Annotated in this window: 26 protein-coding genes; 20 read left to right on the top strand and 6 right to left on the bottom strand. The window is 37.0% G+C overall.

Going from position 1 to position 20,217, the window contains the following annotated elements; all coding sequences use genetic code 11:
- Nucleotides 1-26 precede the first annotated feature (26 nt).
- The 16 genes from asnB (at nucleotide 27) to EG346_RS00995 (ending at nucleotide 13,711) form a co-directional block, all read left to right on the top strand.
- Complete coding sequence (gene asnB, locus EG346_RS00920) at nucleotides 27-1,706, top strand: asparagine synthase B (RefSeq protein ID WP_073333437.1); 1,680 nt, start codon at nucleotides 27-29, stop codon at nucleotides 1,704-1,706.
- 224 nt (nucleotides 1,707-1,930) lie between these two features.
- On the top strand, nucleotides 1,931-2,743 hold the full coding sequence (locus EG346_RS00925) for a hypothetical protein (RefSeq protein ID WP_073333434.1): 813 nt from the start codon (nucleotides 1,931-1,933) through the stop codon (nucleotides 2,741-2,743).
- A gap of 139 nt (nucleotides 2,744-2,882) precedes the next feature.
- Complete coding sequence (locus EG346_RS00930; protein ID WP_073333432.1) at nucleotides 2,883-4,286, top strand: MFS transporter; 1,404 nt, start codon at nucleotides 2,883-2,885, stop codon at nucleotides 4,284-4,286.
- A gap of 105 nt (nucleotides 4,287-4,391) precedes the next feature.
- The gene (locus tag EG346_RS00935) at nucleotides 4,392-5,267 is read left to right on the top strand and encodes a pirin family protein (protein ID WP_123876702.1); all 876 of its coding nucleotides are present in this window, start codon (nucleotides 4,392-4,394) and stop codon (nucleotides 5,265-5,267) included.
- 141 nt (nucleotides 5,268-5,408) lie between these two features.
- Nucleotides 5,409-5,720 (top strand): GNAT family N-acetyltransferase, encoded by a 312-nt coding sequence (locus EG346_RS00940; RefSeq protein WP_123876703.1) that lies wholly within the window; start codon nucleotides 5,409-5,411, stop codon nucleotides 5,718-5,720.
- A gap of 60 nt (nucleotides 5,721-5,780) precedes the next feature.
- A complete protein-coding gene (locus EG346_RS00945) occupies nucleotides 5,781-6,680 on the top strand; it encodes a pirin family protein (RefSeq protein ID WP_073333424.1) in 900 nt (299 codons plus the stop codon).
- Nucleotides 6,681-6,702: 22 nt separating this feature from the next.
- Nucleotides 6,703-7,242, top strand: a complete 540-nt coding sequence (locus EG346_RS00950; RefSeq protein WP_073333421.1) for an NADPH-dependent FMN reductase — start codon at nucleotides 6,703-6,705, stop codon at nucleotides 7,240-7,242.
- On the top strand, nucleotides 7,235-7,813 hold the full coding sequence (locus EG346_RS00955) for a TMEM175 family protein (RefSeq protein ID WP_073333419.1): 579 nt from the start codon (nucleotides 7,235-7,237) through the stop codon (nucleotides 7,811-7,813). The genes EG346_RS00950 and EG346_RS00955 overlap by 8 nt, the downstream gene beginning before the upstream one ends.
- A 1-nt stretch (nucleotide 7,814) precedes the next feature.
- A complete protein-coding gene (locus tag EG346_RS00960; RefSeq protein ID WP_073333416.1) occupies nucleotides 7,815-8,030 on the top strand; it encodes a (4Fe-4S)-binding protein in 216 nt (71 codons plus the stop codon).
- Between the two features lie 2 nt (nucleotides 8,031-8,032).
- On the top strand, nucleotides 8,033-8,428 hold the full coding sequence (locus EG346_RS00965) for an OsmC family protein (RefSeq protein WP_123876704.1): 396 nt from the start codon (nucleotides 8,033-8,035) through the stop codon (nucleotides 8,426-8,428).
- A gap of 1 nt (nucleotide 8,429) precedes the next feature.
- On the top strand, nucleotides 8,430-8,717 hold the full coding sequence (locus tag EG346_RS00970; RefSeq protein ID WP_034741912.1) for a GNAT family N-acetyltransferase: 288 nt from the start codon (nucleotides 8,430-8,432) through the stop codon (nucleotides 8,715-8,717).
- Nucleotides 8,718-8,830: 113 nt separating this feature from the next.
- Nucleotides 8,831-10,390 (top strand): sodium:solute symporter, encoded by a 1,560-nt coding sequence (locus tag EG346_RS00975; RefSeq protein WP_073333411.1) that lies wholly within the window; start codon nucleotides 8,831-8,833, stop codon nucleotides 10,388-10,390.
- Nucleotides 10,391-10,471: 81 nt separating this feature from the next.
- Nucleotides 10,472-11,161, top strand: a complete 690-nt coding sequence (locus EG346_RS00980) for an SGNH/GDSL hydrolase family protein (RefSeq protein ID WP_123876705.1) — start codon at nucleotides 10,472-10,474, stop codon at nucleotides 11,159-11,161.
- A gap of 42 nt (nucleotides 11,162-11,203) precedes the next feature.
- A complete protein-coding gene (locus tag EG346_RS00985) occupies nucleotides 11,204-11,722 on the top strand; it encodes a hypothetical protein (protein ID WP_123876706.1) in 519 nt (172 codons plus the stop codon).
- 106 nt (nucleotides 11,723-11,828) lie between these two features.
- Complete coding sequence (locus EG346_RS00990) at nucleotides 11,829-12,683, top strand: transketolase (protein WP_394343276.1); 855 nt, start codon at nucleotides 11,829-11,831, stop codon at nucleotides 12,681-12,683.
- Nucleotides 12,684-12,763: 80 nt separating this feature from the next.
- Nucleotides 12,764-13,711: a transketolase family protein gene (locus EG346_RS00995; RefSeq protein ID WP_073333401.1), complete on the top strand. Its 948-nt coding sequence runs from the start codon at nucleotides 12,764-12,766 to the stop codon at nucleotides 13,709-13,711.
- A 166-nt stretch (nucleotides 13,712-13,877) separates the two neighbouring features.
- Here EG346_RS00995 and EG346_RS25000 read toward each other — a convergent pair whose 3' ends face one another.
- Genes EG346_RS25000 through EG346_RS01015 form a run of 4 tightly spaced genes read right to left on the bottom strand, consistent with a single transcriptional unit; the run spans nucleotide 13,878 to nucleotide 15,440 of the window.
- Nucleotides 13,878-14,390 carry a hypothetical protein gene (locus EG346_RS25000; protein ID WP_228426474.1) on the bottom strand — a complete coding sequence of 171 codons (513 nt, stop codon included), beginning with the start codon at nucleotides 14,388-14,390 and terminating at the stop codon, nucleotides 13,878-13,880.
- Complete coding sequence (locus EG346_RS01005; RefSeq protein ID WP_123876708.1) at nucleotides 14,387-14,851, bottom strand: hypothetical protein; 465 nt, start codon at nucleotides 14,849-14,851, stop codon at nucleotides 14,387-14,389. The genes EG346_RS25000 and EG346_RS01005 overlap by 4 nt, the downstream gene beginning before the upstream one ends.
- A 34-nt stretch (nucleotides 14,852-14,885) precedes the next feature.
- Nucleotides 14,886-15,185, bottom strand: a complete 300-nt coding sequence (locus EG346_RS01010) for a hypothetical protein (RefSeq protein WP_123876709.1) — start codon at nucleotides 15,183-15,185, stop codon at nucleotides 14,886-14,888.
- Between the two features lie 9 nt (nucleotides 15,186-15,194).
- On the bottom strand, nucleotides 15,195-15,440 hold the full coding sequence (locus tag EG346_RS01015; protein ID WP_123876710.1) for a hypothetical protein: 246 nt from the start codon (nucleotides 15,438-15,440) through the stop codon (nucleotides 15,195-15,197).
- A 470-nt stretch (nucleotides 15,441-15,910) separates the two neighbouring features.
- Here EG346_RS01015 and EG346_RS01020 point away from each other — a divergent pair, with 470 nt between their 5' ends.
- The 4 genes from EG346_RS01020 to gwsS all read left to right on the top strand — a co-directional run bounded on the left by EG346_RS01020 (nucleotide 15,911) and on the right by gwsS (nucleotide 19,223).
- Complete coding sequence (locus EG346_RS01020; protein ID WP_073333393.1) at nucleotides 15,911-16,114, top strand: hypothetical protein; 204 nt, start codon at nucleotides 15,911-15,913, stop codon at nucleotides 16,112-16,114.
- 51 nt (nucleotides 16,115-16,165) lie between these two features.
- Nucleotides 16,166-17,059 carry a hypothetical protein gene (locus EG346_RS01025; protein WP_073333391.1) on the top strand — a complete coding sequence of 298 codons (894 nt, stop codon included), beginning with the start codon at nucleotides 16,166-16,168 and terminating at the stop codon, nucleotides 17,057-17,059.
- Nucleotides 17,060-17,065: 6 nt separating this feature from the next.
- Nucleotides 17,066-17,968, top strand: coding sequence for a grasp-with-spasm system ATP-grasp peptide maturase (gwsG, locus tag EG346_RS01030; RefSeq protein ID WP_073333388.1), 903 nt, complete (start codon nucleotides 17,066-17,068; stop codon nucleotides 17,966-17,968).
- A 175-nt stretch (nucleotides 17,969-18,143) separates the two neighbouring features.
- Complete coding sequence (gene gwsS, locus EG346_RS01035) at nucleotides 18,144-19,223, top strand: grasp-with-spasm system SPASM domain peptide maturase (RefSeq protein WP_123876711.1); 1,080 nt, start codon at nucleotides 18,144-18,146, stop codon at nucleotides 19,221-19,223.
- Nucleotides 19,224-19,239: 16 nt separating this feature from the next.
- On the opposite strand, the gene EG346_RS01040 is transcribed toward gwsS, so the two are convergent.
- Nucleotides 19,240-19,617 carry a hypothetical protein gene (locus tag EG346_RS01040; protein WP_123876712.1) on the bottom strand — a complete coding sequence of 126 codons (378 nt, stop codon included), beginning with the start codon at nucleotides 19,615-19,617 and terminating at the stop codon, nucleotides 19,240-19,242.
- A 69-nt stretch (nucleotides 19,618-19,686) separates the two neighbouring features.
- Complete coding sequence (locus tag EG346_RS01045) at nucleotides 19,687-20,157, bottom strand: Lrp/AsnC family transcriptional regulator (RefSeq protein WP_034703315.1); 471 nt, start codon at nucleotides 20,155-20,157, stop codon at nucleotides 19,687-19,689.
- Nucleotides 20,158-20,217: the final 60 nt, after the last annotated feature.

Raw genomic sequence — 20,217 nt, forward strand, 5'->3', positions numbered from 1 at the left:
TAATTTTGCTTCAAATAAGTAACAATATGTGTGGAATCGTATGTTTGTTTGATGCCAAACAAAAAACCGAAATATTAAGACCTCAGGTTTTAGAAATGTCAAAAAAAATCCGTCACCGGGGCCCGGACTGGAGCGGTGTATTTCAGGATGACAAAGTCGTATTCTCTCACGAGAGACTGGCAATCGTAGATCCTACTTCAGGAAAACAGCCTTTATTTACCAAAGACGAAAAAGTAGTTTTGGCGGTAAACGGAGAAATCTATAACCATAGAGAATTAAAAGAAGAATTTCCCGATTTCGAATTCCAGACTCAGTCGGATTGTGAAGTGATTCTGGCATTGTACAGAAAATATGGAAAAGACTTCCTTGAAAAGCTTAACGGAATTTTTGCATTTGCTCTTTACGATATAGAAAAAGGAATTTATCTGATCGCCCGTGACCATATGGGTATCTGCCCTCTTTATCAGGGATGGGATAAAAACGGAAACTTCTATGTGGCTTCTGAATTAAAAGCACTGGAGGGAATCTGTAAAACCATTGAAACCTTCCTTCCCGGACATCTTTTATACAGTCCTGACGGATCTGAGCTTCAGCAATGGTATAAAAGAGACTGGGAAAACTTTGACAACGTACAAGATCATGAAACCGATATTTCAAAAATAAGAAAAGGCCTTGAAGATGCCGTTCACAGACAGCTGATGAGCGACGTTCCTTATGGCGTTCTTCTTTCCGGAGGATTGGATTCATCTGTGATTTCAGCGGTTACTGCAAAATTTGCAAGACAAAGAGTTGAAAGTGGAGACACCCAGGAAGCATGGTATCCAAGACTTCACAGTTTTGCCGTAGGACTCGTAGGATCTCCTGACCTGGCAGCGGCAAGAAAAGCAGCCGACCATATCGGATCCGTTCATCATGAAGTTAATTTCACCGTTCAGGAAGGGCTGGATGCCGTACGGGATGTGATTTACCACCTCGAAACTTATGATGTAACCACCATTAGAGCATCTACCCCGATGTACCTTTTGGCAAGAGTGATCAAATCTATGGGGATCAAAATGGTTCTTTCCGGAGAAGGTTCAGATGAACTGTTCGGAGGATACTTATATTTTCATAAGGCTCCCAATGCGAAAGAATTCCATGATGAAACAGTAAGAAAACTAGGTAAACTTCATTTATATGACTGTTTAAGAGCTAACAAAGCATTGATGAGCTGGGGAATTGAAGGAAGGGTTCCTTTCCTTGATAAAGAATTCATGGACATTGCCATGAACGTTAATCCAAAGGATAAAATGATCAACGTTTCAGAAGGAAAAATCGAAAAATGGGTCTTAAGAAAAGCTTTTGAAGATATTCTTCCTGAATCCATTGTATGGAGACAGAAAGAACAGTTTTCAGACGGTGTAGGCTATTCATGGATCGATACCTTAAAAGAGGTTGCTGAAAAAGAAGTCACTGATGAAATGATGACCAACGCGAGATTCAGGTTCCCGCTCAACACCCCTCAAAACAAAGAAGAATACCGTTACAGAACCATTTTCGAAACTCATTTTCCAAGTGAAACAGCAGCAGCAACAGTTCCATCAGTACCTTCAGTAGCTTGCTCCACGCCTATTGCTCTGGAATGGGATGAAGCTTTCAAAAAAATGAATGATCCAAGCGGAAGAGCGGTAAAAGTGCATGAAACGTCATATGGAAGTGAGGCATAAATGATGCGTGACAGGTAACATGTCAATTCTGAAATCTCATCTCTAACATTTTCCGTATAACTTCTAATCTTTCGTTTCTAAAGCTAAAAATTTTATCAATCCTGTAGCCATACAGGATTTTCTTTTGAATAAACGTTAATAATATAATATAATTTAACTGACAATCAAAAATAATATCACAGAAATAATTATATTTGGACAACGAAAATATCAATTATAAAAAAATGAGAAGAAATCTTACTGTTTTATTTGCCTTACTATCCATCAGTTTTGCTTTCGGACAGGGAAAATATGGCAAATACTTAAATTCAAAAAAGCTTGCTTTATCTTATAAGACTGTAAAAGATCAGGATAAGGATGACTATTATCAGCAGTTCTACTGGCTGGTAAAAGCTGAGCAGCTTAAAACGTATCCTCACCTTAAAGATATAAAACCTATTGTTTTATATGAGTTCGTGAAAAAAGTAAATCCTCAGAATCCTACCAAAAAATTAGATGACAGAGGAAAAGAACTAAGAGCCACTGCTGAATTATCTTTAAATCAATATTTTAAGAACAAAAAATTCGAAAACAATTCGGTTTTAATGTACAATCTTGAAACCTATGTAGACCCATCCAAAGGACAGTTCTATACGAAAGTAGATCCTGAAAAGATTAAGGAACTGGTTCCGAAAGAATTGTTTGCCTTCAACTCTTTAAACAGAAATTTGGGAGAAGAAAAAACATATTATCTATGGATCGATAAGAAAAAAGACGATTTAAACATTGTAGATATCATTCCTAACGAAAAAGAAGACAAAGATTTTTACGTAAGATTAAAACAATACCTTCCAGGCTATAAGTTCTCAAAATATGTTCCTACTGTGAAAAAAGGGAACAAATCAGACAAAACGGATATCGATTATTATTACATCATGCCGTTCGAACAGAACACTGACAACATTGAGTATAAAACAAAAGATTTCAAAACGTTCATCTTAAGCCAGTACAGAAAAGCCGGCAACGAATGGAAAGGAGTAGAAAAACCTAGAAAATAAATTGAAAAGTCCTGTGAAAATTCACAGGACTTTTTTAATTTTATACTAAATTCTTCATCTAAGAATCAGACTGTTGAAAAACAGTAATTTCTTACCCATAAATAAATCTGGAAGTCTAACGATTTCCAGTCTACAACGAATGACAGAAACAAGCCCGCAACAAACCTCTGTAAAAAAAATACTTCCATTCATTCTGGCCACTGCTATTTTTATGCAGATGCTGGATTCCACGATTCTGAATACTTCCCTGCCCTCTATTGCCAGAGACCTTCATGAATCTCCACTCAATATGCAGAATGCTATCATCAGCTATGTTCTGACACTGGCGGTTTTCATGCCTGCCAGCGGTTTTTTGGCAGACCGCTTTGGAACTAAAAAAGTATTTATTTTTGCCCTGATTCTTTTCAGCATAGGTTCGCTCTTCTGTTCCATGTCACAAAATCTCACCCATCTGGTAATTTCAAGGGTCATTCAGGGTGTCGGGGGAAGTTTGATGACCCCTGTTGGAAAACTTGCATTAATCAAGACTTTTGACAAAAGCGAACTTCTGAAAGCGATGAACTTCGCCATTATTCCTGCATTGATTGGGCCTGTACTCGGCCCCTTGGTTGGTGGCTATATGGTAGACTACCTTTCATGGCACTGGATTTTCCTGATTAATATTCCGATTGGAGTGTTAGGAATGATCCTGGGACTGAAATATATGCCCGATTACAAATCTACCGATGTTGATTTCGATTTAAAAGGATTTCTCATTTTTGCCGCTGCATCCCTTCTGTTGTCCATTTCACTGGAACTTTTCGGAGATATGCAGAATATAAGTCCGGTGCTTTTTGTTTTTATTCTCGGCTTCTTATTTCTGTATTATTATTACAAACATGCAAGACGGGGTGGAAATCCTATTTTTCCGTTAGATCTGTTTCAGGTAAGAACATTTCGTGTAGGGATCGTAGGAAACCTGGCTACCAGACTAGGGATCAGTTCTGTTCCTTTATTGCTTCCGCTAATGATTCAGATTGCCTATAAACAGTCGGCAGTAACTTCCGGATGGATTATTGCTCCGATGGCTCTGACCGCCATATTCGGAAAGTCATCCGTTATTAAAATTTTAGATCGGTATGGTTACCGGCAGACTTTAATGGTGAATACCTTCATCATCGGAACCCTGATCTGCCTTCTGGCTATCCCCAATATTCACACTTCTTTATACTGGTTTGTTCCCATTATTGCTATACTGGGGTTTTTCAACTCAATCCAGTTTACTTCGATGAATACCATTTCTATTGCAGATCTGAGAAACTTCCAGACCAGCAGCGGAAATTCACTGATATCTGTTAATCAGCAGCTGGCCATCGGATTTGGAATTGCTTTTGGGCTTATTGTTTTAAAATTATTTGAAAATTCAGACTTTATTGAAGGTGAAATCCACAATGCCTTCCGCTACACTTTTCTTACCGTGGGAATATTAACTATTATCTCAGGTTTTGTTTTCAGAAGACTTCATATTTCAGATGGAAAGAATATGAAATCTAAGGAGGATTAATTCCCAGTCTTATTCCTTCTATTTTTTCACCTTTACCGAACTTAACACAGATCAATGTGACTGATTTCTTGCTGCTGTATTTTTGTTATATAAATTCACAATATTATGACAGCAAAAAAAATAGAAATTATAGTAGCTCCAAAACCGGCCCATTTTGTAGGGGATGGTTTTAGAGTTCATAATTTCATACCAGGGATACAGGGATTGGACATGAAAAGAATGGACCCGTTCATTATGCTTGATTATAATTCAAAATTTCATTTCAATGGCTCAGAAATACCGAGAGGTGTAGGCGTTCATCCACACAGAGGTTTTGAGACTGTAACGATAGCTTATCAAGGTAAAGTAGAACATCATGACAGCGCCGGAGGAGGAGGAATTATCGGGGAAGGTGATGTACAGTGGATGACTGCCGCAAAAGGAGTTCTTCACAAAGAATATCACGAAACCGAATGGTCTAAAAAAGGCGGAATTTTCCAGATGGTCCAGCTCTGGGTTAATCTCCCCGCTAAAGATAAAATGAGCTGCCCAAAATACCAGGCTATAGAAAATTCTTCTATGGAGCGTGTTGATTTGGGCGAAAACGGTCTTGTAGAAATTATTGCAGGAGAATACAACGGACACAAAGGTCCGGCGGAAACTTTCACACCTTTGAATATGATGAATGCGAAGCTGAAATCAGGTGGAAAAGCTGATTTTAGCTTTCCGCCCCATTTTAATACGGCTGCATTGGTTATTGAAGGAAGCATTATGGTCAATGGAGAAGAAAAAGCAGCAGCAGATCACCTTGTCTTGTTTAAAAACGAAGGCGAAACCTTCAGCATTGAAGCTAATGAAGATTCAATCGTATTGATCATCAGCGGAGAACCCATCAATGAACCGATTTATCCTCACGGACCTTTCGTCATGAATTCCAGAGAAGAGATCATGCAGGCTTTTGAAGATTATAATACCGGAAAGTTCGGTTATCTTGAAGATTAAAGAATTAAATTTATCTTAATCTTACATTATTCCTTTTTTACTAACTTTATATACTTATGTTGAGTGAAACGCAAAGACGCACAGTTCTAACACTACTATACGTCTTTGCGCTCCTCCAACCTACTTAGAATACAAAAATTTATGAAACCCGAATTCGAAAATATTCCTCTTGTCAAAGCAGAAAAAAGATTTGAAATAGAAATCAACGGACATTATGCATTGATTGACTATCGTGAAATGGGCCATCAGATCGCTTTGGTTCATACCGAAGCAGAGCCTGAGCTGGCAGGAACCGGTGCTGCTGTTGCTGTTGTAGAGAAAACATTAGCTTATATTGAAGAACATGATAAAAAACTTCTTCCGTTCTGTCCTTATGTTTTTGCCTACATCAAGAAGCATCCGGAGTGGAAACGTATTGTTGATGAAAAATTTGAAGGATACGACAAACTTTAATCCTGCATTCAAAGATCTACTCTACTCACTTAAAACAGAATTCAAAAACATTATTTAGTTATGTCAAATATCGGACTTATCATAGAAGAAAAAGCGGCAGATATAGGAAATTTTCTGGTAGGAAGACTTCTTCCCTTCCGTGAAAAAAGAGCAGTCGGACCTTTTGTTTTCATCGATCATATGGGACCTTCAGAATTGAAAGATTACCAGAATCTTGATGTTCCACCACATCCGCATATCGGATTATCCACCTTAACTTACCTTTTGGAAGGATCTATTTTTCACAGAGACAGCATTGGAAGTGCGGTTGAAATAAAACCGGGAGCGGTGAACTGGATGACTGCCGGAAAAGGCGTAGTGCACTCGGAGAGGACTCCTGAATATTTAAGACACAGCGATAAAAGACTTCACGGATTTCAAATCTGGGTAGGTCTTCCAAAACATCTGGAACAGACTGAACCTACTTTTCATCACATTGAAGCGGATGAAATTCCGGTATGGGAAGAAGACGGTATTCAATATAAACTGATTGCCGGAGAAGCTTTCGGAAGAAAATCTGCAGTTCCGGTTCATAGCAAATTATTTTTCATCGAGATCAAAACCAAAGAAGCGAAAAAAATAAGCATCGGAAAGGATCTTTATGGTGAAGCCGCGATGTATGTCCTTGACGGGACGGTTTCCACGGATGGAAATTCTTACGGCTCTAAACAGCTGATGATTGCCAAAGATACCAGGCTTTGCGAATTCGAAATGAGTGAAAACGGCACGGTTTATCTTTTCGGTGGCGAACCTTTTGATGAAGAACGTTTTATATTCTGGAATTTTGTGAATTCGGATAAAGAAATGATCGATCAGGCTAAAGTGAACTGGAATGATCAGAATCATGAAGCATTTCCTTTAGTTCCGGGCGACGAACACGAATATGTTCCCCTTCCCAAGTCGGTTTTAAATAGAAAATAACAGTCTTTAAACAATCAAAACCATGAAAATATTAGCATTTGCAGGAAGTACATCTTCTACGTCGATCAACAGGGAACTGGTCAAATTTGTTCTGAAAGATTTTCAGGATGACGAAATCAATCTGCTTGATCTGAATGATTTCACGATGCCTGTTTTTTCTGTAGACCTTGAAAAAAAGGGATTTCCGGATGAAGCCCATAACTTTTTAAAAGAAATAGAAGCATGTGATGTGATTATCTGCTCGCTCGCAGAGCATAACAGATCGTACAGTGCTGCCTTTAAAAATATCTTCGACTGGTCTTCAAGGATCAATGTCAAGGTATTTCAAAACAAACCTATGCTTCTGATGAGTACTTCTCCGGGAGGTTATGGCGGCGGCAATGTCATGAATACAGCGAAGACATTTTTCCCACAATTCGCTGCCGATATCAAAGATACTTTCTCGCTCCCTAAGTTTTATGAAAATTTTGATATGGAAAGTGGCATCATTAATCCTGATCTGCTGAAGGAGCTTAAAGATAAGATCATCCACTTCAAAGATGAAGTAAAAACCAATGACTAAAGGAAGACTGGAAGCTTTTAGCGACGGTGTTTTAGCCATCATCATTACGATCATGGTTCTGGAGCTGAAAGTTCCGGAAGGGAGCAGTTGGGCCAGCCTAAAGCCTATCGTACCCAGAATCCTTGCGTATATTTTCAGTTTTATTTATGTCGGAATCTACTGGAATAATCATCATCATCTTTTTCAGGCTGTAAAGAAGATTAATGGAAGCATCCTGTGGGCTAACCTTCATCTGCTCTTCTGGCTTTCGCTGATGCCTATCGCTACAGAATGGATCGGGACGACGCATTTCGCAAAGAATCCGGTGGCAGCCTACGGGATATGTCTGATCATGGCGGCGGTGGCTTACACTATTTTAGAGAACCAGATTATCAGGTGCGAAGGCGAAAATTCCAGATTAAAAGAAGCTATTCATTCAAAGTTTAAAGAGTATATCTCGATTATATTTAACATCCTCGGAATCGCGGTTTCATTTTTTTATCCCTATATTGCCATAGGTTTTTATTATATCGTGGCTTTGATATGGCTGATTCCGGACCGAAGAATCGAAAAATCATTAAAAGAAAATTGATATGGAAACTCACGAATATCCCAACGGCAGTATCACTGTCATCTGGCAGCCTCACAAGTGCATCCACTCGGCTGTTTGCGTAAAAATGCTTCCCAAAGTCTACCATCCTAAAGACAGACCCTGGATAAAAGCTGAAAATGCAAGTCCGGAAGAACTTAAAAACCAAATTGACCAATGCCCTTCGGGTGCATTAAGTTATAAATTCAATACACAATAATCATGGCGGTAACCGTAAAAGCAAGTTTAGGAAAAACAAAATATTATACTGAGGTAACGGCCGGCGAAAACCAGATCATTACCGACGAACCCATCGATAAAGGCGGGCAGAATAAGGGTTTCAATCCTATGGAAATTCTGGCGACCTCTCTGGCAAGCTGCACTGCAGCCACTTTAAGAATGTACATCGAAAGAAAGGAATGGGATGTGGAAAACATTCATGTGGAAGTAGCGCTTGAAAATTATCCTTTGACAAAAAGAGCGGTATTCCAAAGAGAGATCACCTTTGACGGTGTTCTGGATGATGAACAGCTGAAAAGACTACATACCATCGCGGATGCCTGTCCTGTCCATAAAATACTAACTAACGATATAGAAATACTAACCAAATTTTCATAATATGACCGAAGTAAAACAAAACAACGACGAGAAACACGGAAGTTTTGAAGCTTTCATAGACGGAAAACGCGCAGGAATGATGACGTATACCTGGGCTGGAGAAGAAAGATTCATCATTGATCATACAGAGGTAGAAGAAGCCTACAACGGAAAAGGTGTAGGAAAAGAAATGCTTCTGGCCGCAGTAGATTTCGCAAGAAAAAACAACAAAAAGATCATCCCTCTCTGCCCGTTTGCCAAAGCAAGTTTTCAGAAAAGTGAGGAGCTACAGGATGTTTTGGTGAACTAGTCCTACTTGTTGTCCTTAAAATACAAGCCTTTCAGCGTTTCATCCCTGAAAGGCTTTTTCTTTTTTTAGCAGAACAGAAAAAAACTATATTTGCTAAAATTTAAAAGTTCAGCATGAATTCAGGAACCATCCTTTTGCTATTTGTATTTATTTATTTTATCGGCCTTCTGGTGATTTCCTATTTCACAAGCCGAAATTCTGATAACCAGTCTTTTTTTATTGGTAATAAAAAAAGTAAATGGTGGCTCGTGGCATTCGGCATGATAGGAACCAGCCTTAGTGGGGTTACTTTTATTTCAGTTCCGGGAACGGTAGGAAAGATGACCGGTAGTGAATATATTTTCGGAGGTTTTGAGTATTATATGATGGTGATTGGTTTTTTTATAGGCTACTTTATCGTTGCTGCCATTTTACTTCCACTCTACTATAAAATGAATCTGACTTCCATTTATACTTATTTAGGCAAAAGATTTAATGTAGAGGCTCATAAAATAGGTTCAATATTTTTCATCATTTCCAGAGCGATCGGTGCTACGGCAAGGTTATATCTGGTAGTGAATGTTTTGCAGATCTTTTTGCTTGAAGGTTTGGGGGTTCCTTTTTGGGTTACTGCTCTTGTTCTTTTGCTGATGGTACTTTTATATACTTTTGAAGGTGGCGTGAAAACGATTGTAATTACGGATACCTTACAGACCTCTTTTATGATCATCAGTCTGGTTGCCTGTATCATTTATATTTTATCTAATCTGAATCTTTCATTTGGTGAAGCTTACACTATATTAGAACAGAAAAACTATACTCATTTTATCAATTTTGACCCCAATTCAAAGACCTTCTTCCTTAAAACCATTTTAGGGGGAATCTTCATTACCATCGCAATGACTGGTCTTGATCAGGAAATGATGCAAAAAAATATTTCTGTGGATAATCTTCAGAATTCTAAAAAGAACATGCTGACATTTGCGGGCACACTTCTTTTTGTCAATCTTGCCTTTCTGTTTTTAGGCGGTTTACTTTATCTTTTTGCTTTACAGAATGGCGCAGAATATGGCCTGGCAAAATCTGAAACAGTAACGAATATTTTCGGATTTAAAGATGCTGCAGGAAATATAAAAAATATTATGGGAGACGACCTCTTCCCGGCTTTATCGCTTCAGGGACATTTTCCAATGTTCATTTCTATTATTTTTATTATTGGATTGATTTCGGCACTATTTCCTTCTGCGGATGGAGCTCTGACAGCAGTAACAAGCTCTTATTGTGTAGATTTATTAAACCTTAATGAAGATAAAACCAGAACAGAAAAACAGAAAAAACACCTTCGTATGAAAGTTCACTTAACTTTCACCGTGGTTTTTTTCATCCTGATTATGGTTTTTAAGGCGATGAATGATAAATCAATCGTTTATCTGATCATGGAAATTGCAGGATACACGTATGGACCTCTTTTAGGATTATTCGCCTTCGGAATTTTCACCAAATTTCAGATTTCAAGAAAGTATTCCATTCTTGCCGTGACGCTTTTAGCACCGGTTATTACTTACTTAATCAATTTAGCTGTTACCACTTACACCGATTACAGAATTGGAGTGGAGCTGATTATTCTTAATGGCCTGCTTACTTTTATCGGTTTGTGGCTGGTCAAAAATAAACAGTATTTAAAAGTAGTCTGATCAATATTATTATCTTATCAAGAGCCACTGATGATCATTTATATTTTCAACCGGCACTTGTTGACTTTAAAAAGAAACGATATGAAATTATCAATATTCATAGCCTTAGGCTTGCTGGCAGGCGAATTGGTAAGCGCACAAAGTGCGGTTGATTTTGCTAACCTTGCTAAGTATAAAGATGACAATACACTCATTGTCAATGCAAAGAAAAAAGTGGATGTGGTCTTTATGGGTAATTCCATTACCGAAGGTTGGGTAAAAAGCCATCCGGAGTTTTTTTCTGAGAACAATTATACAGGAAGAGGCATCAGCGGACAAACCTCTTCACAAATGCTGCTGAGGTTTCAAAATGATGTTGTTGCTTTAAAGCCAAAGCTGGTGATCATTAATGCAGGGACTAACGACATTGCCCAAAACACGGGTGTTTATGACCAGGACTTTACGTTCAATAATATTAAAGCGATGGCTGACATTGCCCAAAGCAACAGAATTAAAGTCATCATTGCGTCTGTACTTCCTGCAGCGGCCTTCCCCTGGCGTAAGGAAATAACTGATGTGGCGCAGAAAGTAGATGCCCTGAACAGCAGGCTAAAACAGTATGCACAAAAAAATAAACTTCCTTTCATTGATTACAATGCAGCCATGCGGGATGAAAAAGGGGGCCTGCGTGAAGGACTTTCAAAAGACGGTATCCATCCTACTCTATCAGGCTATACCATAATGGAACCTATGATCAAGAAAGCTATTAATACAACATTAGGCAAAAAATAAGATCAGTGCCTCTCGCTTATTATTCCAAAAACATCATCAATCATGAAAAAAATTACTTCACTTATCCTATTCCTGCTGACATTCTGTTGCGTACATGCTCAGGATTTTGAGGTTTCCACTTTAAGAATGGGGCCCTACAAAGTCTTTATGGAAAAAGCGGAAGCTGAAAAGACAGCAGGTACCGCATTGAAAATGACAGACGGGCTGATCAAGAACAATGTAAAATATAATGGAGAGTTGATCCTGATTGATCTCTACGAGAACTATATCAGCGAAGCAAAACCTAATGTGGTCAGTATTATGGGACTGACAACCACAAGCCAAAAATTCAAAACAAAAAGCGGAATGGGAGTAGGAAATACCAGAGATGACCTGATGAATGCCTATAGAAATTATCCGAGTTTTACCGTGCATCCTGCTTGGGATGAAAAGGGAGAAAAGCGTCTTAAAGATACGGGATATTTCACTTTAGAAGATCTGGATGCGGGAACTCAGCTTTCTTTTAAATTTGTTAACAACATCGTTACACAAATTTCAGTATACCTTAACGAAGGCTGTTAAAATCAGTATTTCGCAGAAATAATTCTAAATCCGGATCCTGAGTCCGGATTTTTGCATTTCCGTAAGCCGGTAAAAAATTGTAAATTCGCGTGTAAATAAATCAGATATAATGAGTAAAAGTATTGAAGAGTTAAAATCTCTTACTACGCAGATCAGAAGAGACATTTTAAGAATGGTTCATGCTGTCAATTCAGGGCACCCGGGTGGAAGTTTAGGCTGTACAGAATATTTTACAGCGCTTTACGGGAAGGTAATGAATTATCATCTTCCTTTCACTATGGAAGGCAAGAACGAGGATCATTTTTATCTTTCAAACGGGCACATTTCACCGGTTTACTATTCTACTTTAGCGAGATTTGGCTTTTTCCCTGTAGAAGAGCTGAAAACTTTCAGAAAACTGGATTCTAGACTTCAGGGTCACCCCACTACTCATGAGGGCCTTCCAGGAATCAGAATTGCTTCAGGATCTCTTGGTCAGGGACTTTCTGTAGCACTTGGTGTAGCTCAGGGTAAAAAACTGGATGGAGACAATTCTCTTGTTTACACGCTTCACGGAGACGGCGAGCTTCAGGAAGGTCAGGTTTGGGAAGCTTTGATGTATGCTGCAGGTAAAAAAGTTGACAATATTATTTCAACAATTGATTATAACGGACGTCAGATCGATGGTGATACAGATGATGTATTGACTTTAGGAAATTTACATGCTAAACTTGAAGCATTCGGATGGATTGTTTTAGAAGAGAAAAACGGTAATGATCTTGAAGCTGTAACTGCAATTCTTGAGAAAGCAAAAACTGAGACAGGAAAAGGAAAGCCTGTAGTTATCATTCTTCATACAGAGATGGGTTACGGTGTAGATTATATGATGGGTTCACATGCATGGCATGGGAAGGCTCCAAATGACGAGCAGCTGGATACCGCATTCAAACAATTATATCTGGAAGCTCCTGCTGATTATTAATAATTAATGATAAATGATGACCGTTTTTAAATCGTTGACCTATCATTTATCAATTATTAAAAACTTTAGTAAAGAAAAAAATGAAATATACATATACAGAAAAAAAAGATACGCGTTCAGGATTTGGAGCTGGATTAGCAGAACTTGCCGACAAAAATCCTAATGTAGTGGCACTTTGTGCAGATCTTATCGGTTCTTTGAAAATGGAGAAATTCATCGAGAAAGCTCCGGAAAGATTTTTCCAGATAGGGATTGCAGAGGCTAATATGATGGGTATTGCTGCTGGTTTGAGCATTACAGGAAAAATTCCTTTTACAGGAACGTTTGCGAACTTCTCTACTTCAAGAGTGTATGATCAGATCCGTCAATCAATTGCTTATTCAGGTAAAAATGTAAAGATCTGTGCATCTCACGCTGGTCTTACTTTAGGTGAAGATGGTGCTACTCACCAGGTTTTGGAAGATATCGGGATGATGAAAATGCTTCCTGGCATGACGGTAATCAACCCTTGTGACTACAACCAGACTAAAGCAGCTACGCTTGCTATTGCTGACTTCGAAGGTCCTGTATATTTAAGATTCGGAAGACCTACCGTTCCTGTGTTTATTCCGGAAGATATGCCTTTCGAAATTGGAAAAGGAATTATGCTTCAGGAAGGTACTGATGTAACCATCGTTGCAACGGGACACCTTGTTTGGGAATCTCTTGTCGCTGCTGACGAACTTGAAAAAGAAGGCATTTCTTGTGAGGTAATCAATATCCACACGATCAAACCTCTGGACGAGGAAATCATCTTAAAATCAGTTGAAAAAACAGGGAAGATTGTTACTGCTGAAGAGCACAACTATCTTGGTGGTTTAGGAGAATCTGTTGCAGGAATGCTTGCGAGAAAGAGACCAACAAGACAGGAATTTGTTGCAGTAAACGATACTTTTGGTGAATCTGCTACCCCTGCTGAATTGATGAAGAAATATAAAATCGACGCTGCTGCTGTGAAAGAAGCCGTGAAGAGAATTTTAGATAAGTAGGATAAGCTATATCATATAACTAAACTCGGGCTGTTTCTTTGAAACAGCCCGAGTTATTTTACCACCCCGTCAAATCAAAGATTTGACACCCCTCCGGAGGAGAGAATGGTCTCAGTAATTATTTTGACGTTTATAAGTAATTCTGGTCTTTCTACAACTAAGATGATTATTGAGGTCTGTTGATCGGAATATCAAGCACATCAAGTACCGGATATAAGATATTTTCCAGAAATTCATCTTCTTTTATTCTGGATGATTTTGAACCTGAAAAATAGCTACTGATCCTGTAGTTTTTCACAAACTGGTTTCTTTTTTTCCCGATAACATAGTAATATCCTCCGCTTTCATCATTAATGAAATAAGTCATTTCATCAAAGTTCATGATGTTTTTGGTAAAGAATAATTTCCTGTAGATGATCTTTTCCCTTTTATCAAAAATATATTTTACAGGAACTTTGAAAATAAGATCCCACAGAAAATAAACCATATAGATTATCCATATCACAGAAGCAATGGTAAAGGCATTTTCAGATAATATATTTCTGAAATAATACAGCACCGGAATAGCCAGACTGCCAGCCCCCAACCACCATCTTAAAGTACGCAGGAAATTGTAATCAGGCATAAAACTTATTTCACTTCCGTTATCCTCAAATTTATATCGGTCTTTGGTATTCATCGCATGTTTTCATTTAGACCCATGATATCTTCAGTTTCATTGACCATTTTCTGGATGCTTTTATGAGTAAGAGCCTGTCCTATCATAAATTTCTGCTCTTTTCCATTCATATCAAAATAAATATTCAGGAATACATTGGTTGTCAGGAAACCAAGATACTTCATTGCCAACACCTGAAAATGAGTAAAGTCCTGAAAAGAATAGGTCTTTGAAGCAACAAAAACACTTGGTTTGCAGGTAATGGTCTGCTGTTGCGTATCAATCACAAACTTTCTGGCAAAGAAATTCGCGATGATTAATGCTCCAACAGCAACCAGGAATAAGCCCAGTAAAGGAATATTATTTTTATAAGAGATTCCTGCAACAATGAACATAATGATGGCCAATATAAAGCTAAATATCGGCTGGTTCTTAAAAACATAAAGGTTCCCTTCTTTCTTGTAAAATTGATAAGTGTTCATAATAAATAGTGATGTATTTTAATGTTTAATTATTTTATTTGGATATATAGCGTTCTGCTATCTCATCATCATTAATAGTTTTTAAGGTATCCAGATCTGTTCTGAAGTAGGTATCATGAATAGAGAAATAAGCGTGTACTCTTGTCTCTGTCTGCGCCGAGGCTTCTTTCCAGCATGTACAGAACCAGTCTTCAAACAATTCGTATTTTTCTTCGTTATATTCATCCCATAAGTCATCGAAATCATCATCGTCCTCATGGCGATCCTGGAAGTCTGAAGCTGCGGTCCCTATATTTTCAGGCAAAAATGAATCCCAGTCTTCGTTTTCCCCCATTTGCTTTTTTCATTGGCCTGGAAGTTTCAGGATATCTGTAATGATTTCTCCGTTTTTATCTACAGCCCAGGCTACAATGTCAAGATAATCATACTCATATTCAAAATACAGAGCTTTGGTATCCACTTTATGCTTGCCTTCAAGATAGTCTACATTTTCTCCTTTAAGAATTTGTACAATATCATTAATAAGCCGTTTTTTAGATTCTTCAAGATGATTTTTTAACTCAGTATTGAGTTTTTTGAGGTTTTGCATACGTTGATTTTGTCATTTTGGTGTTGATGATGGGGATCAATATACAAAAATAGATGAAAAAATAAATCTTTTAAACACGATCTTCTGCATGGTGTACACTAATTTTTTTGCATGTATAGTACCTAATTACTGTATACATTAAAAATATATGAGGATTGATTTAGCAATTCAGTTTTGCGACACCAATTCTATATTATGAATTTTTCAACTGATAAAATTTTATAGAGTAAACATTTTTAAGATTTATTTTAATGTGTACAACCCAATATTTAACCCTTCTAAATTCGCAAAAAATCCACAGTAATACTCACATAATAGAGATTTAATTATTGATAGTTTTGAAATCATCAACGTTGATTGGATATTCAACATTTCACCCGTAAGTGTACAGTATGGGATGCGATGAAGAATAAAAAACCGGGTCAGGGTTTACATGACAACACAAATATTAATTAAAAAATTATTCAATTATGAAAAAGCTTCAAGGAATGAAGAACGGATTTTCTTCATTAGAAAACAAAAAACTGAACAATCCCGGAAATATTACCGGAGGAAGAGCTGAAACGAGCATCAGAACAACTTCAGAAACAGGCCCCAATGGTAATGCAGGAAATACCGGAGATACAGCGATCTGTAATGACGGAAAACATGTTGCGACAATAACAGTTGACTAAATATAAGGAGGGGGAACTCCCCCCCTCTTTCTTTAGATAAAAAATAGGCCAATGAAATATATAAAAATCATTTTTATATTCCTGATTGGAATAGCTTTTCTTTCGTGTAAAAGTAAAAATCTGAATTACATAGATTATTACCATAAAGTATATGCCATTGACAGCATGCAAAGAGTTGACAAAGATACTTTAGCAACGATAAGGCAGTATAAAAAGCTATTCAGGAAATATCCTCCTTCTCAAAATGAACGTATGGAAGAATACGAGGTCTACATAAGATATGCAGATAAATTCCATAAAAAGTTTGGAGGCATAAAAAGTCTGGACAAACTTATAGCACAGTCGGCACCCAACTGGAAATATAAAAGAGAAGATCAGGATTTTTTCAAACTCTATGAAAAGTATGGCATTGACAGTATTGGTGTTGAAAGAAAAGTTCTGCAATGGAAAAAAAGCTTAAATAAAGTACTGATAGATTCTTTCAGTATTGCATCGGCCAGAGACCAATATAATGCCCGCGTGGGCCCAACTGTAGTAAAAGATGATAAAAAAAATGCTGAGCTTTTGATCTGGACATTCAAAAATTATGGTTTCCCCTCAAGGCAAAAAATAGGCCTCTCTGGAAACAATGACCAATTCATGTCTATGGGCACTCTTCTCAATCATATGGCAGGAACGGAGTATTATGAATATTTCAAGACAAAATTACTGGAATATGTAAGGTCGGGTGAATGTACCCCAAGAGATTATATTGAGATGGTAGACAAATACCAATACATTCATCATTTAGAACCTATTTACGGTATATACTCGCATTATGACAAGAATTTTAATGCTGAAGATTCCGTCAGAATAGACCGTAACCGTCAAGCGATAGGCTTTCCCACCTTCAAACAGTCGTCAAAAATCACAAAAGACTTCCAAAGAAAAATGAATAATCATTGATGTATTATGATCCTTATTATCTCTCAAAATAATGAAATTACGACTATAGAAGTAATTAAGCATTTGGTCGTAATGAAGAAAAAATTCATCCGCGTGCATGAAGATGAAGTATTTGAGATCAAAACTCTAAACAAAAGAATTTTGCTTGAAAGTGCCCGTAACAAATTCTTTCTGGATGAAATAGAAAGTGTCTGGTACAGAAGAGGCAGATTAGCATTTAAACGTTTAAAATATTTACATAAGTCCATTCATTTGCATATGAATGAAACCCAGCACTGGCTTGAGGACTATGTTATAAAAACACTTGAAAATAAAAGACATATTAACAAATATAGCAACAGCGATGTCAATAAACTTCTTGTCCTTGACAAAGCAAAGGAAATCGGGTTTGATATTCCGGAGTATTATCTGGCTGAACATACGTCTGAGACAGAAATTAAAAATACCATCATAAAGACAATCAATGGAAATACCATACTGGATGACATCAAGAAAAACTACGGTGGTTTTATGTATACATCGGTTGTTGATAAACATGAAGACGGATATTTTTTCATCACCTTTTTTCAGGAAAAAATTGAAAAAGAATTTGAAGTGAGAACGTTTTATCTCAACGGAAAATGCTGGTCAATGGCTATTTTCTCACAAAACGATGAACAAACCAGAGTAGATTTTAGAAAATACAACAGAATAAAGCCTAATAAAAATGTTCCCTACAACCTTCCCATCGATGTCGAAGAAAAGATTCATCAACTGATGCAATTTTTAGATTTGAACTCAGGATCAATTGATTTTATAAAAAAAGGAAATCAACATTATTTTCTGGAGATCAACCCTATTGGGCAATTTACCGGAATGTCCAATACATGCAATTACTCATTGGAACAAAAAATAGCTGAATATTTATGAAAAAACTCTACAATGAAAAAAACAGATTACCTCTGACCTTCCAATATCTCGAGATATTTAAAACCAAAAACGCAGGTAAAATCCATAGCAACATGTTATACTTTGTACCTTCTGAAAAATACCAGACAGAACATCATATTAGAGAAAAACCTTTAAAACAGCTCACAAGACTTTTATGACATATTTTAATTTATTCAGTAACATTCTGGTTACAAAAGGAGCCAGCCGGATTCTAATCTCAGATCTTCAGAGAAATACTTCAGATCTGTATCCCTTGGAGTTGCATGAAGTTATAGAAGGACTAAAGAATCAATCAATTGAAAATATTCTGAAAGTTTATGATGCAGAATCCAGACTGTTTATCAGGGAATATATAGATATGTTACTTAAAAAAGAATATGGTTTTATGACCGATGGAGATTGGGACAAGAATTTTCCGCCACTCTCCTATACATTCTATGAACCCCATGAAATTTCTAATGTTTTCATAGAAATCAATGATATTGCCGTTCTGGATAAAATAAAACAGTCTGTGGAAAATCTTGGGGTAAAACATCTTGTTATCTACTGTCACAACAAACTTTCGCTCAAAGAATTTCAGGACATTGATGACCAATTTAAAGGCTCTGTTTTAAACGGAATTGAAATATTTTCGCCATTCCATGATGATGTGAATGAAAATTTTATCAGCAGCCTCCATCAAACACTTAATAGAATTTATAGTTTAGTGTTCCATAGCTGTCCTAAGTTTCCAGTGAAATCCAAAGATATTTTCAGATTCAGCTTACAATTTAGCCGGGAAAATCTTAAAATATCCTCCTGCGGCAAAGTAGATCTTAAGTATTTCAACACCAATCTTCCAAAAGTTTCTGAAGCACTCAACTACAATTCCTGTCTCCATAAAAAGATAGGAATAGATCGCAACGGTAACATTAAAAACTGTCCGCTAATGGCTGATCATTTTGGAAACATCAACGATAGTACTCTTGAAGAAGCTCTGATGAAGCCTGGATTTAAAAAATACTGGAACATTACCAAAGATAAGATAGAAGTCTGTAAAGACTGTGAATTCAGATATATCTGTACCGACTGCAGAGCTTATACAGAGCGAACCCATCAAGACAACAATGGATCAGACCTTTCAAAGCCGCTAAAATGCGGTTATGATCCGTATACAGGAAAGTGGGAAGCCTGGAGTAAAAACCCTTTAAAACAGCAGGCTTTACATTTCTATACGCAACAATTAAAAATCTAAATATTCAGAACAATTCTTATCTGAAAAATTTCCATTTTGGTATAATGGCAAGCATTCCAAAGCCAGTGAACAGAAACAGATTGGTGACATCCGTATATAAAAATGTAGATAGATAATAGTTATGCATAAAGAAATGCAGGACCAATAGTGCAGGAAACATGAAGATACCTATTTTTCTGTAGAAAAACATCAGGACCAATCCGATCATCATCAGGACATCAATGGAAAAGATAACGAAAAAGTACCATCTCGGAATCTGAAGAAATTCATGCTGGAGATATTCATCCACATCTATTCCAAGCCCCATAATTGTGAACAGCATCAATGCTGCGAATGCTAAAATAAAACCCCATCCTTTCTTTGGATCCTCGTCAAAGTAACTGTATTCTTCCATAGGTACAAAAATAAAGAACTTATGAATATATTCATAAGTTCTTTGGTATATATTCGTTTAGAATTTGAATTATATAGAAATAGCGTTGATCAATCTGTTTTTGTCGCTCAAGTACTCTTCCATGGAGATCATACTTTCGGTTCTCATTACATCCTGAATGTCGTCTATCTGATAAATAATTCTTTTCGCATCCTCCGTATTCTTAGCTCTTACTTTACAGAAAATATTATATTTTCCGGAAATAACGCTTGCTTCGATTACGTTTGGAAGTACTGATAATTCTTTCAATACCTCTTGAGTGCGGTTTGATTTTGTCAAAAGGATCCCAATGAAAGCTGTAAAGTGATAGTCCAGCTTGCCATAATCGATATTAAGAGATGATCCCAAAATAATACCTGCATCCTCCATTTTTTTCACTCTTACGTGAATTGTTCCAGCAGAAACATCCATCTGCTTTGCAATTTCTGTAAAAGGCATTCTTGTGTTTTCGACTAAGAAATCAAGAATTTTCTTGTCTATTTCGTCCAGTTGATAGTTCATATTAGTTAAATTACAATTTTCTTAAAAAATCCATGTATTTATTGCAAATTTATAAAAAAT

The sequence above is a fragment of the Chryseobacterium carnipullorum genome, from assembly GCF_003815695.1.
Classification (GTDB): Bacteria; Bacteroidota; Bacteroidia; order Flavobacteriales; family Weeksellaceae; genus Chryseobacterium; species Chryseobacterium carnipullorum.